Source organism: Jatrophihabitans sp. sgz311053, assembly GCF_056135305.1.
Window position 1 is genome coordinate 1780191 of sequence record NZ_JBWAXP010000001.1, and the last position, 12672, is coordinate 1792862.

The following is a 12672-nucleotide window of genomic DNA, read 5'->3' on the forward strand; positions in this document are numbered from 1 at the left end:
GTCACTCCTCCTCCGAGGCGATCGCGTTGACGGCGGCCACGGTCATCGCGCTGCCCCCGCGCCGGCCCCGGACGACCAGGTGTTCCAGGTCGGTGTCGGCGAGCGCGTCCTTGGACTCGGCGGCGCCGATGAAGCCCACGGGGATGCCGATGATCGCGGCGGGCCGGGGTGCGCCGCCCGCGATCAGCTCCAGCAGCCGGAAGAGCGCCGTGGGGGCGTTGCCGATGGCGACGACGGCGCCGTCCAGCAGCGGCAGCCAGTGGTCCAGCGCGGCGGCCGAGCGGGTGGTGCCGAGCTCCTTGGCCAGCGCCGGCACGTCCGGGGCATCGAGGGTGCAGACGACGTCGTTGCCGGCGGGCAGCCGCGGCCGGGTGATGCCCGAGGCCACCATCTTGGCGTCGCAGAGGATGGGGGCGCCGGCGAGCAGCGCCGTCCGCGCCGCAGCCACCACGCCCGGCGAGTACCCGACGTCCGCGGGGAGGTCGACCATGCCGCAGGAGTGGATCATGCGGACCACTACGCGCGCCACGTCGGCGGGGAAGCCGTCCACTCGTGCCTCGGCCCGGATCGTCGCGAACGAGCGGCGGTAGATCTCCGCGCCGTCGGTGACGTAGTCGTAGCTCGTCTCAAGCATGGGTGTAGCCGCTCCCGTTCGCGATCATGGTGACCTCGACGTCGGACGTCCGGCCGCAGGCACGATCGCATCCGGCCCAGTGGACGCGACGGCCGGGATACCGGTCGAGTGACGCCGCCGCGTCGGCGCGGACGTCGGCCAGCGCCTTCGCGCATCGTGGCCGGCCGACGCAGGCGGTGACGCCGCGCCAGGGACTCCCGGGGTCGGTGATCAGCCCGGCGCGGGCCAGGTCGGCCGCCGCCGCGTCCCGGACCACCACCGTCCGGCCGGGGGTGACGACGATGGTCGGAAAGCCCGCTAGGGACCGGGTCTGCTCGGCCGTCAGCCGCCCCAGCGGGACGACGGCACCGCCCGGATCCGGCACCGGCGGCACCTCGGTGGCCGGCCCGTCCAGCAGTGGCTCGGTCACCTCGGCCAGCCGCCACCGGTTGCCGCGGCGGGCGACGAAGCGCTCGGCGAGGTCCAGCGCCTCGGTGATCCCGCCCGCGACCGCACGCCCCTGCGCGAGGACCCGGCCACCGTGCAGGATCACGTCCGCATCGCGCGCCGGCCCGATGCCGAAGAGGAAGCGTCCCGGCAGCGCGGCCAGGGCGGGGCGGCTGCACAGCCGGGTGTCGAGTTCGGCGACCGCCTCGTCGTGGGCCGGGTCGGGACCGGCGGTGATGTTGCGCACCCGCTCGTGGGTGGGGCTCGGCAGCAGGCCCAGGTCGGCGATCCGCTCGGCGACGTCACAGTCGGGCGGCAGGGCCCGCAGCTGGATGTTCGCCCGGCTGGTGAGCTCCAGGAATCCGGCGCCCAGATCCGCCGCGATCTCGCCCAGCCCGGCGAGCTGGGCGCCCGTGATCCGGCCACCGGGGAGCCGGACGCGAGCGAGGAAGCCGTCCGCCGCCTCGTGCAGCCGCAGCGCACCCGGGCAGCGGTCCGGGGTGGTGCGGGGGGTGGACACGACGCAGGATCGTACGTCCGATCCCTCGCCGGTGCCCCTGTCGTGCCCCGCGGAGTGTGAGAGGTCGCGCCCCGCGAAGTGTGAGAGGGTGGCCCGGTACCGGACCGCAGGAAGCTGGTGGAACTCCAGCGCGGTCCCGCCACTGTGAGCCCGTCCGCGGGCGAGCCAGGAACTGTCCCGGTACGCCATGACCACCTGCTCGGGCGCGGACCCGGGCGTGAGGAGCGCGCTGCCGTGATCGTCCTGCTGTCCACCTCGGACACCGACCTGCTCTCGGCCCGCGCCAGCGGCGCCGACTACTGGCTGGCCAACCCGGCTCGCCCCAACGGCGGTCCCGAGCACACCGACTTCGCCTCGACCATCGAGGCCGCGGACGCGATCGTCGTCCGGCTCCTCGGCTCGCCCGAGGATCTCTGCACCGGCTTCGCGCGCATCCGGGCGCTGGGCAAGCCCATGATCGTCCTGGGTGGCGAGACGACGCCGAACGCCGAATTGATGGCGCTCTCGACCGTGCCGGTCGGCGTCGCCGCCGAGGCGCACCGCTATCTGGCCGAGGGTGGTCCGGCCAACCTGGCGAACCTGCACGCCTTCGTCAGCGACACCGTCCTCATGACCGGCGAGGGCTTCGAACCGCCGGTGCCGATGCCGTCCTGGGGCGTGCTGGAACGGGCGTCCGACGCCACCGGCCCGACCGTCGCGATGCTCTACTACCGGGCCCACCAGCTCTCCGGGAACCTCGACTTCGTCCACGAGCTCTCCGGGGCGATCGAGCGTGCCGGCGGCCGGGCGCTGCCGATCTTCTGCTCGTCGCTGCGCACGCCCGAGCCCGAGCTGATCGAGACGCTGCGCGCGGCCGACGCCGTCATCGTCACCGTGCTCGCGGCCGGCGGTTCCACGCCGGCGGCGGTCCAGGCCGGCGGGGCCGACGAGGACTGGGACGCCGCTGCCCTCGCGCAGCTCGACGTGCCGATCCTGCAGGCGCTCTGCCTCACCTCGTCGCGGGAGGAGTGGGTGGCCTCCGACGACGGCCTCAGCCCGCTCGACGCCGCCACCCAGATCGCCATCCCCGAGTTCGACGGCCGGCTCATCACCGTGCCGTTCTCGTTCAAGGAGATCGGCGCCGACGGCCTCACCCGCTACGCCGCCGACCCCGAGCGCTGCGACCGCGTCGCGGGAATCGCGGTCAAGCACGCGCGGCTGGCCCACGTCCCGAACGCCGAGAAGCGCATCGCGCTGATGCTCTCGGCCTACCCGACCAAGCACGCCCGCATCGGCAACGCCGTCGGCCTGGACACCCCCGCCTCGACCGTCGCGCTGCTCACCTCGCTGCGGGCCGCGGGCTACGACATCGGTGACGAGCTCCCCCTCGAGGGGGACCCGCTCATGCACGCCCTCATCGCCGCCGGCGGTCAGGACGAGAACTGGCTCACCGAGGAGCAGCTCGCCGCCAACCCGGTGCGCATCGACGGGGCCGCCTACGCCGCGTGGTTCGCGACCCTCGACGCAGAGCTGCGCGACGGGGTGGTGGAGCACTGGGGCCCGCCGCCGGGTGAGCTCTACACCGACAACGGTGACATCGTGCTGGCGGCGCTGCGCAGCGGCAACGTCGTCGTCATGGTCCAGCCGCCGCGCGGCTTCGGCGCCAACCCGGTCGCGATCTACCACGACCCCGACCTGCCGCCGTCGCACCACTACCTCGCCGCCTACCGCTGGCTGCGCGACGAGTTCGGCGCGCACGCAGTGGTCCACGTCGGCAAGCACGGCAACCTGGAGTGGCTGCCGGGCAAGACGGCAGCGCTGTCGGCCGGCTGCGCCACCGACGCCGCGATCGGCGACCTGCCGCTGATCTATCCCTTCCTCGTCAACGACCCCGGCGAGGGGGCGCAGGCCAAGCGCCGGGTGCACGCGACGATCGTCGACCACCTCGTCCCGCCCATGGCGCGCGCCGAGAGCTACGGCGACATCGCGCGGCTGGAGCAGCTGCTCGACGAGCACGCCAACATCGCGGCCATGGACCCGGCCAAGCTGCCGGCGATCCGGGCGCAGATCTGGACGCTGATCCAGGCCGCCAAGCTGGACCACGATCTCGGCCTGGCCGATCGGCCGCACGACGCCGAGTTCGACGACTTCCTGCTCCACGTCGACGGCTGGCTCTGCGAGATCAAGGACGCGCAGATCCGCGACGGGCTGCACGTTCTCGGCGCCGCCCCGACCGGCGAGCCACGGGTCAACCTCGTGCTCGCCATCCTGCGGGCGCGGCAGATGTTCGCCGGCACCCGCTCGCTGCCCGGCCTGCGGGAGGCGCTCGGCCTCGTCGAGGGACCGGGCACCGCCACCGCGGATGCCGACCGCCACGAGGCCGAGGCGCGCCGGCTGGCGCTGGCCATGGAAGACGCCGGCTGGGACCCCGCCGCCGTCGACGGCCTCGCCACCGGCACGGTCGCCGACGTGCTGCGCTTCGCCGCCACCGAGGTCGTCCCGCGGCTGGCCGGGACGGCCGACGAGATCAGCCACGTGCTGCACGCCCTCGACGGCGGTTACGTGCCCGCCGGCCCGAGCGGCTCACCGCTGCGCGGCCTGGTCAACGTGCTCCCGACGGGACGGAACTTCTACACCGTCGACCCGCGTGCCGTGCCGTCCCGATTGGCCTGGGAGACCGGGCAGGCGATGGCGACGTCCCTGCTGGAGCGCCACCTCGCCGACACCGGCGAGTACCCGGCGTCGGTCGGCCTCAGCGCTTGGGGCACGTCGGCGATGCGGACCAGCGGCGACGACATCGCCGAGGTGCTCTCGCTGCTCGGTGTCCGCCCGGTGTGGGACGAGGCCTCACGCCGCGTCCGCGATCTGGCGGTCATCCCGCTCGACGAGCTGGGACGGCCGCGCATCGACGTCACCGTCCGGATCAGTGGCTTCTTCCGCGACGCCTTCCCGCACGTCGTCGCCATGCTGGACGATGCCGTCCGGCTGGTGGCCGGACTCGACGAGCCGGACGAGCAGAACTTCGTTCGCGCACATGTGCGCAAAGACCTCGACCTGCACGGTGACGAGCGCCGCGCGACGACGCGGATCTTCGGCTCGAAGCCGGGCGCCTACGGTGCCGGACTGCTGCCGCTCATCGACGCCCGCAACTGGCGCGATGACAACGACTTGGCCGAGGTGTACGCGGCGTGGGGCGGTTTTGCCTACGGTCGCGGCCTGGACGGGCGCGAGGCGCGCGGGGACATGGAGACTGCCTACCGCCGTATCGCGGTCGCCGCCCACAACACCGACACGCTCGAGCACGACATCGCCGACAGCGACGACTACTTCCAGTACCACGGCGGCATGATCGCCACCGTCCGCGCGCTCACCGGGCGGTCGCCGAAGGCCTACATCGGCGACTCGACCCGTCCGGACAGCGTGAAGACCCGCTCGCTGGGGGAGGAGACGGCCCGCGTCTTCCGCGCCCGCGTCACCAACCCGCGCTGGATCGACGCTATGAAGCGGCACGGCTACAAAGGCGCCTTCGAGCTGGCCGCCACGGTGGACTACCTCTTCGGCTACGACGCCACCGCCGGTGTCGTCGAGGACTGGATGTACGAAAAGCTCACCGACAGCTACGTCCACGACCCCGACACCCGGGCCTTCTTCGAGAAGTCCAACCCGTGGGCACTGCACGGCATCACCGAGCGGCTGCTCGAAGCCGCTGACCGCAAGCTCTGGGACTCCCCGGATCCGCAGACCCTGGAGGACCTGCGCCGGGCCTACCTCGAGACCGAGGGCGATCTCGAGGACCGCTGACCCCTACCGGTTGTGGCGGCCTGACGTGGTATCCCAAGTCAGGCCGCCACAACCGAAGCCAACGGTCAGGGCGTGCGCAGCAGGCTGCGGACGGCCTCGCGCTGCCCGGTCAGGGTCGTCAGCTCGGCGTCGATCGTCGCCAGCACCCGGCGCATCTCGGCCTCGACACTGGGGCAGAGGTGGACCACCGGCTCGTCGCCCGTGACGCAGGGCAGCAACGCCGCGACCGAACCGGAGCTGAAGCCGGCGGCGAGCAGCGCGCGGATCTGGCGGACTCGTCGCACGTCCTCGTCGTGATAGGCGCGGTAGCCGGCTGACGTCCGGCGCGGGGCCAGCAGACCCTGCTGCTCGTAGTAGCGCAACGAGCGGGCGCTGGCGCCGGTCCGTGCCGACAGCTCGCCGATCAGCATGTGATCCCCTTCGCAGCGGGCTTGACCTTGACGCCGGTGTCAACGCCCACGATCGACGGCATGATTCCGAACCCGTCCGATCTGCTCACCGGCACCGACGTCGTCACCCTGGGCTCCGGAGCCGTCATGGCCGTCGCGCACGGCGCTGGTGGCGGGGTCGAGGCCAACTTCGCCACGCTGGCCGAGCGGCTGCCCCGCCGGCTCGTCGGGCCCAACTTTCCGGGCTCTGGCGCGACACCACCCGCGACCGGGCCGCTGTCACTGGATGTCCTGGCCGATCAGGTGGTGGCGGCCGGCCTCGCTGCCGGGGCCCCCCAGTTCCCCGTGCTCGGGCTGTCGCTGGGGGCGGCCGTCGCGGTGACCGCTGCGGTGCGTCATCCCGAGCACGTCAGTGCGCTGGTGCTCACCGTCGGCGTGGCCCGCGCCGACGCGCAGTCCCGGTCCTTCGCCGCCGCCTGGCGAGCCCTGGACGCCGCGGGCGACCTGGCCGCGCTGTCCCGGCTGCTGCTGTTGACCGTCGGGACCGCCGACCTGCTCGCTGCGGTGGACGACGACGCGGCCGCTGCCGACATCGCCGCCGGGTACCCGCCCGGCGGCGCCGCGCACGCCGAGCTGGTGAGTCGCGTCGATGTCACCGGACTGCTGCCGCAGGTCGCGGTGCCGACTCTGGTCGTCGTCGCCGGGGCGGACCGCATCGTCCTGCCGGCCACGGCACGCAGCTTCGCCGGCATTCCTGGCGCCGAGGTGGTCGAGTACGCCGACGCCGGCCACATCTTCACGCCAGCCGAGACCCGCCGCTGGGCCACTGATGTCGCGGCGTTCCTGGAGCGCTCGCACCGCTGACCCCTGTCGATTGTGGCGGCCTGACGTTGGATAGCACGTCAGGCCGCCACAACCGGACCCGGGCAGGCTCAGCCGACCTCGCCGTCGATCGCCCAGTGCCAGTAGGCGACCGGACCGTCCGGGGAGACGACCTCGACCTCGCCGATGGCCTCGCCGAGGACGTCGCGCCAGGACGTGCCGGGGTCCTCCTTGCCGGTGAGGTCCTGCTCGCCGTCGGTGCCGGGGGCGGTACGGGGGCGCAGCCGCAGCGTCTGGTCGCTGCCCTGCATCGCGGTCAGCCGGTCGGCCAGCTCGTGGGCACCGTCGGCCGTCTCGGGGACCAGGTAGAAATCGGCGCCGGAGATCCGGACACGTACCGCCTGGCTCGCCGTCCCCGTCATGACGACAGCTTGTTCAGCGCGCTCTGTTTGTGCGCCGCCTTCGCGTCGGTCTTCTCGCTCTTGACGATGTAGTACGGCTCGTCGTCGGAGGCGTCGAACTTCCGGCCCTCGAACTGGAACTCCTTCGTCTTCTTCTCCACGACCTCGCCCTGCGTGCGACCCTGCGAGGTTCCCCAGCTGACCCGATCACCCTTGCTGTAGCTCATGACGCGGTGTTACCCGGATCCGCACGCGGGGGATCTCGCGGTCATGAAGATCGGCTATTTCCTCTCCTGCGAGGAGTACACACCGGCGAGCCTGCTGCAGCAGGCCAAGCAGGCCGAGGAGGCCGGCTTCGAAGCGCTGTGGATCTCCGACCACTTCCATCCCTGGAACGACGAGCAGGGGCAGAGCGCCTTCGTCTGGTCGATGATCGGGGCGCTGTCGCAGGTGACATCGCTGCCGGTCGAGACCGCCGTCACCTGCCCGACGATCCGGATCCACCCGGCGATCATCGCCCAGGCCGCCGCCACCAGCAGCGTCCTGCACGAGGGTCGCTTCTCGTTCGGCATCGGCAGCGGTGAGGCGCTCAACGAGCACGTCACCGGCGCGCGTTGGCCCGACACCGCGGTGCGGCTGTCGATGCTCCGCGAGTCCGTCGAGGTGATGCGCGAACTGTGGGGTGGCGGCTTCGTCGACCACCATGGTGAGCACTACACGGTGGAGAACGCCCGCATCTACACGCTGCCCGACGCGCCGCCGCCGATCATGATCAGCGGCTTCGGGCCACGGGCGGCGACGTTGGCAGGCGAGATCGGCGACGGCTACGTGACGATCCCGCCCGAGCAGGATCTCATCAAGGCCTTCCGCGACGCCGGCGGCGAGGGCAAGCCGGTCCACGCCGGCTACAAGGTCTGCTGGGGCCCGGACGACGAGACGGCGATCAGCACTGCACACACGCTGTGGCCCAACGACGCCCTCCCCGGTGAGCTCGCGCAGACGCTCTCCAGCCCGCGCCACTTCGAGCAGGCTGCCGAGCTGGTGACCAAGCAGCACATCGCCGACAGCATCGCCTACGGCAACGACCTCGACCGCCACGTCAAGGCCTTCCAGCCCTACGCCGAGGCGGGCGTGGACACCGTCTACATCCAGCAGATGGGGGCGGCGCGGCCGGGCACCGAGGCGGCGGGATTCTTCGAGTTCTACCGCGACACCGTGCTGCCGCGACTGCGCGACCTGGCGTGAGCGTCCGGGCGTGAGCCAGGCGCGGCCAAACCACGGCGGCGCGCGGGACGAGGACGGCTACGCCGACCTGCGCTCCTACGCCGTCATCGGCGACGGCCGGACCCTGGCGCTCATCGCCCGCGACGGCCGCGTCGACTGGCTGCCGTTGCCCGATGTCGATCTCGCCCCGGCCTTCGGCGCCCTGCTTGACGCGACCAACGGCGGGTACCTGGCGCTGGCGCCCGTCGAGGACTTCACCATCGAGCGGGACTACCACCCGCGCACGAACGTGCTGGTCACCGACTTCGTCACCGCGTCGGGGCGGGTGCGGGTCACCGACGCCATGAACACCGGCGTCGCCGGCCGGCTGCCCTGGGCCGAGCTCGCCCGCCGGGTCGACGGCATCGAGGGCAGCGTCCGGATGCGGGCCGAGGTGCGGCCGGGCACCTGCCTGAACACCTCTTCGCCGTACGTGCAGCACACCTCGCAGGGACCGCTGCTGCGAGTCGATGACCTGACGATGGCCGTCCGTACCGCCGGCGTCGAGGCGGTCGACGAGCACGAGACGTGGCTGGGTGCGGATCTGGTCGCCACGCCGGGCTCACGCCACCTCGTCGCGCTGGTCGCCACCCGGAAGGAGCCGCTCTTCCTCCCCGACCCGGAGGTGATCGACGCCGGCATCGACCGGACCATCGCCAACTGGGAGCACTGGTCCGACGTCTTCGACTGGGACGGACCCTGGCAGGACGACGTCCGCAGAAGCGCACAACTGCTCAAACTCCTGATCTACGCGCCGACGGGTGCGGTGGTCGCGGCGGCGACGACCTCGCTGCCTGAGAGCCCGGCCGGCGGCAAGAACTGGGACTACCGCTACGCGTGGGTCCGCGATGCGACCTACTCGCTGACGGCGCTGTTCCGCTTCGGCCTGCGGGAGGAGACGCACGCCGCCATCAGCTGGCTGCTCGGCACGATCCGGCGCCTCGGGCCGGAGCCGCACGTCATGTACCCCCTCGACGGCGGTGACCTCCTCGATCCGGTCGAGCGCGACGTCCCCGGCTGGCGCGGTATCGGTCCGGTCGTCTCCGGCAACCGTGCCCGCGATCAGCTGCAGCTCGGGGTTTACGGCGATCTCTTCGGCATCGTCGCCCTCTACGTGGAGCACGGGAACGTCCTCGACGCCGCGACCGGGCGGGCACTCGCCGAGATCGCCGACATCGCCTGCGACCGGTGGCGGAGTAAGGACGCCGGGATGTGGGAGCTCACCGAGCAGCGGCACTACGTGACCTCCAAGCTCGGCTGCTGGCAGGCGCTCACCAAGGCCGTCGAACTGGCCGAGCTGGGTCAGATCCCGGGGGATCCGTCCCGGTGGCGCAGCGAGGCCGACCGCATCCGGGCCTGGGTGGACGAGCACGGCTGGTCGCCCGAGCGCAACAGCTACGTCTGGTACCAGGGCAGCGAGCAGCTGGATGCCTCGATCCTGCTGCACGCCATCAGCGGCTTCGACCGCGGCGAACGGATGAGCGCCACCCTGGACGCGCTGCGTGACGAGCTGGGCCGGGGCGTCCACCTGTACCGGTTCTCCGGCGCGGCCGAGGAGGAGGGCGCCTTCGTCGCCTGCTCGTTCTGGCTGGCCTCGGCGCTGCATCTCTGCGGCCGCACCGACGAGGCCCGCGAGCTGATGGACGAGCTCGTCCGCGTGGCCCCCAACGACACCGGCGTGCTGGCGGAGATGATCGATCCCGACACCGGGGACTTCCTCGGCAACCTGCCGCAGGCGCTCAGTCACCTGGCCTTGATCAACGCGGCGATCACGCTCTCCGCTCCGGTGCCGTGAGCTCGTCCACCGCGGCCACGGCCAGGACGTACACCGCGTGCTGCGCCAGCGACGAGACGAGGATGCCGCGGCGCCAGCGCCAGGGCGGGGGAGTGCCGCCGAGGGTGGGGAAGAGCGTCATGGCCATGGTCTGGCAGCCGGCGTAGAAGAGGGTCGCGGCGGCCCGGCGTCGGTAGCCCGCACGGCGCAGCGCGCGGTACCCGCCCGCCACCGCGGAGCCGTAACCCCAGTGCACCAGCAGGAAGAGCGCCGTGCGTCCGGCGTGGCTGTGCGGGTCGCGGTGCAGGACCGTGGCCGCCGCGGTGACCACGTGGCCGGTGGCGTCGTAGTCGACGGGGATGCGGGCTCCGGGGCGCAGCCGGCGCTCGAGGGCGGTCGTGGCCGTCATCGCGGCGGTCCCGGCGAGGCCGTCCAGCAGGGCGCGGCGCAGGTCGGTGAGCACGCTCGAATCCTTCCCCCTCTTGCGGTTGTGGCGGCCTGACTTGGGATACCAAGTCAGGCCGCCACAACCGGAACCGGGACTGTCAGAGGGCGCGCAGCTTCTCCAGCAGCGGGCCGGCGATCTCGGCCAGGAACTCCTCCTGCGACTCGTCGCCGACCTGGACCAGCGCGACGTCGGTGAAGCCGGCGTCCAGGAACGGGCGGAAGGACTCGGCGATCTCGTCCAGATCCGGTCCGCAGGCGATGGCCTCGGCGACGTCGTCGGGACGGACGAACTGGCTCGCCGCCTCGAAGGCCACCGGCGTGGGGAGGTCGGCGTTGACCTTCCAGCCGCCGCCGAACCAGCGGAAGAGCTCATGCGCCCGCTCGATCGCGGCGTTCTTGTCCTTGCCCCAGCAGATCGGCAGCTGCCCGATCTTGCGTCCGGTGGGCAGCTGCAGGTCGTGCCGGACGCTGTCCCACTGCGACACCGCCTCGCCGTCGGGCTGCACCGCGACCAGGTGATCGGCCAGCGGCGCGAACTTCTCGATGGACGACTCGCCGGAGACCGCGACCCCGATGGGCACGGGCTGCTCGGGCAGGTCCCAGATCTTGGCGGACTCGACCGAGAAGTGCTCGCCGGTCCAGCTCGTCTGCTCCCCGGTGTGCAGCGCCCGGATGATCTCCATGGCCTCGATGAGCATCTGCTGCCGCACCCTGGCCACCGGCCAGCCGGTGCCGACGACGTGCTCGTTGAGGTTCTCCCCGGAGCCGAGGCCGAGGGTGAAGCGGTTGTCCGAGAGCAGGCCCAGCGTCGCCGCCTTCTGCGCGATGACCGCCGGGTGGTAGCGGACGGTCGGGCAGGTCACGTACGTCATGAACTCGACCCGCTCGGTCACCTGGGCGACCGCGCCCAGCACCGACCAGGCGTAGGGCGCGTGCCCCATCGACGTCAGCCAGGGGAAGTAGTGGTCGCTGGAGACCTCGAAGTCGAAACCGGCGTCCTCGGCCGCCTTGGCGTAGCGGACGAGTTCACGGGGACCGCTCTGCTCGGTCATGAGGGTGTAGCCGAATCGCGTCATGTCCGTTGGCTACCCCGGTTGCGCGGGCACCATGCCGCCATGACGAGCCCCGATGAGCTTCACGACGACAAGCCGGACGAGAAGCCCAGCCCGCAGGTCAGCCCCGGCAAGCCGGGCGACGAACCGGACACCAGCAAGCACGCCGAGAAGGACGCCATCCCGCGCGGCCACGACGACGACGAGCACCGCCAGACGGACTGATCAGCGCGGCGGCCCGTCCGGGTCGGCGACCGCGTCGAGCACCTCGACCTCGTCGCCGACCCGCAGGGTGACGCCGGGGGTGTCGGGCACCAGGTTCATGCCGAACCAGGTGCCGCTGTCGAAGCGGCGGATGCGGGCCAGCGTCGCGATGGGCTCGCGGCCCTTGCCCGCGTCCCACGGGTCGACGGTGGTCATGACGCAGCGGGCGCAGCCCTTCGGCGAGCGGAAGACGGCGTCGCCGATTCGGATGCGGCGCCAGCCGTCCTCGGCCCACGCCTCGCCGCCGTCGACCACGACGTTGGGGCGGAAGCGGGTCATCGGCAGCGGCCCCTCGTCGGCACGCGGCCCGGCCAGGATCGCGTCGTTGAGGGCCGCGAGCGAGGCCACCGTGGTGACGAGCAGCGGGTAGCCGTCGGCGAAGGAGACCCGGTCGTCCGGGTCGGCGAAGACGGGGCTCACCGGCCGCTGCGTCGGATCGGACAGGTGCACCAGCCGGACCGGCCGTCCCAGCAGCTCGCCGAACCACCGGTGTGCCTCGGCGGCGGCGGGCACGGCTGTCAGCTCGCTCTTCCAGATGCGCACCGGCTCGCCGTGGCCGTCCGGGACGGCGATCTCCAGCTCGGGTAGCCCCGGTCCGGCGACCGTGAGGCCAGCGTCGGGACGGGTCCGGGGCACCGCCAGCAGCAGCCGCGGTGCCTCCCGTGCCGTGACGACCTCGCCGTCGTCGTCGACGAGCATCCAGCGCCGGTCGCCGGTCAGGCCCCACGGCTCGACCACCGCCTCGTCGACATCGGTGCCCCGACAGGACTTCACCGGGTAGACCGAGAGGGCGGAGAGCTGCACCCGTCGAGGGTACGAGTCGACGGGGTGTCGCCGCGGCCGAGTCTCCTGCCAGCAGCGGGTGGGTAGCGTGCAACCCGGCCGGGTACCCCGACCCCG

General features: G+C 72.4%; 13 protein-coding genes and 1 riboswitch. Of the genes, 5 read left to right on the forward strand and 8 right to left on the reverse strand.

The features are described from left to right. Position 1: 1 nt before the first annotated feature. Together AC0NZQ_RS07910 and AC0NZQ_RS07915 are read right to left on the reverse strand one after the other, a co-directional pair. The gene (locus AC0NZQ_RS07910) at positions 2–634 is read right to left on the reverse strand and encodes a precorrin-8X methylmutase (protein ID WP_474529152.1); all 633 of its coding nucleotides are present in this window, start codon (positions 632–634) and stop codon (positions 2–4) included. Next, complete coding sequence (locus AC0NZQ_RS07915; protein WP_474529153.1) at positions 627–1580, reverse strand: precorrin-3B synthase; 954 nt, start codon at positions 1578–1580, stop codon at positions 627–629. The genes AC0NZQ_RS07910 and AC0NZQ_RS07915 overlap by 8 nt, the downstream gene beginning before the upstream one ends. A gap of 77 nt (positions 1581–1657) precedes the next feature. Next, positions 1658–1775: riboswitch (cobalamin riboswitch) on the forward strand. A gap of 39 nt (positions 1776–1814) precedes the next feature. Here AC0NZQ_RS07915 and cobN point away from each other — a divergent pair. Beyond that, the gene (gene cobN, locus AC0NZQ_RS07920; RefSeq protein ID WP_474529154.1) at positions 1815–5360 is read left to right on the forward strand and encodes a cobaltochelatase subunit CobN; all 3546 of its coding nucleotides are present in this window, start codon (positions 1815–1817) and stop codon (positions 5358–5360) included. Between the two features lie 65 nt (positions 5361–5425). Here cobN and AC0NZQ_RS07925 read toward each other — a convergent pair whose 3' ends face one another. After that, positions 5426–5770 carry a MerR family transcriptional regulator gene (locus AC0NZQ_RS07925; RefSeq protein ID WP_474529155.1) on the reverse strand — a complete coding sequence of 115 codons (345 nt, stop codon included), beginning with the start codon at positions 5768–5770 and terminating at the stop codon, positions 5426–5428. A gap of 60 nt (positions 5771–5830) precedes the next feature. On the opposite strand from AC0NZQ_RS07925, the gene AC0NZQ_RS07930 reads away from it, so the two are divergent. Beyond that, a complete protein-coding gene (locus tag AC0NZQ_RS07930; RefSeq protein WP_474529157.1) occupies positions 5831–6613 on the forward strand; it encodes an alpha/beta fold hydrolase in 783 nt (260 codons plus the stop codon). Positions 6614–6681: 68 nt separating this feature from the next. Here AC0NZQ_RS07930 and AC0NZQ_RS07935 read toward each other — a convergent pair whose 3' ends face one another. Both AC0NZQ_RS07935 and AC0NZQ_RS07940 read right to left on the reverse strand, forming a co-directional pair. Then, positions 6682–6993 (reverse strand): hypothetical protein, encoded by a 312-nt coding sequence (locus tag AC0NZQ_RS07935; protein WP_474529158.1) that lies wholly within the window; start codon positions 6991–6993, stop codon positions 6682–6684. Next, positions 6990–7199: a hypervirulence associated TUDOR domain-containing protein gene (locus tag AC0NZQ_RS07940; protein WP_474529159.1), complete on the reverse strand. Its 210-nt coding sequence runs from the start codon at positions 7197–7199 to the stop codon at positions 6990–6992. Before AC0NZQ_RS07940 ends, AC0NZQ_RS07935 begins: the two co-directional genes overlap by 4 nt. A 43-nt stretch (positions 7200–7242) precedes the next feature. Between AC0NZQ_RS07940 and AC0NZQ_RS07945 the strand changes: the two genes are divergently transcribed. Both AC0NZQ_RS07945 and AC0NZQ_RS07950 read left to right on the forward strand, forming a co-directional pair. Then, positions 7243–8217 carry a TIGR03557 family F420-dependent LLM class oxidoreductase gene (locus AC0NZQ_RS07945; protein ID WP_474529160.1) on the forward strand — a complete coding sequence of 325 codons (975 nt, stop codon included), beginning with the start codon at positions 7243–7245 and terminating at the stop codon, positions 8215–8217. A 10-nt stretch (positions 8218–8227) separates the two neighbouring features. Then, positions 8228–10030 carry a glycoside hydrolase family 15 protein gene (locus AC0NZQ_RS07950; RefSeq protein ID WP_474529162.1) on the forward strand — a complete coding sequence of 601 codons (1803 nt, stop codon included), beginning with the start codon at positions 8228–8230 and terminating at the stop codon, positions 10028–10030. On the opposite strand, the gene AC0NZQ_RS07955 is transcribed toward AC0NZQ_RS07950, so the two are convergent. Beyond that, positions 10005–10472 (reverse strand): hypothetical protein, encoded by a 468-nt coding sequence (locus tag AC0NZQ_RS07955; RefSeq protein ID WP_474529163.1) that lies wholly within the window; start codon positions 10470–10472, stop codon positions 10005–10007. The two genes, AC0NZQ_RS07950 and AC0NZQ_RS07955, sit on opposite strands and share 26 nt — an antisense overlap. An 82-nt stretch (positions 10473–10554) precedes the next feature. Next, positions 10555–11532, reverse strand: a complete 978-nt coding sequence (locus AC0NZQ_RS07960) for a TIGR03557 family F420-dependent LLM class oxidoreductase (RefSeq protein ID WP_474529164.1) — start codon at positions 11530–11532, stop codon at positions 10555–10557. 39 nt (positions 11533–11571) lie between these two features. Between AC0NZQ_RS07960 and AC0NZQ_RS07965 the strand changes: the two genes are divergently transcribed. After that, a complete protein-coding gene (locus tag AC0NZQ_RS07965; RefSeq protein WP_474529165.1) occupies positions 11572–11733 on the forward strand; it encodes a hypothetical protein in 162 nt (53 codons plus the stop codon). On the opposite strand, the gene AC0NZQ_RS07970 is transcribed toward AC0NZQ_RS07965, so the two are convergent. Further along, entirely contained in the window at positions 11734–12576 is an 843-nt protein-coding gene (locus AC0NZQ_RS07970) for an MOSC domain-containing protein (protein WP_474529166.1), read from the reverse strand. Between the last annotated feature and the right edge of the window lie 96 nt (positions 12577–12672).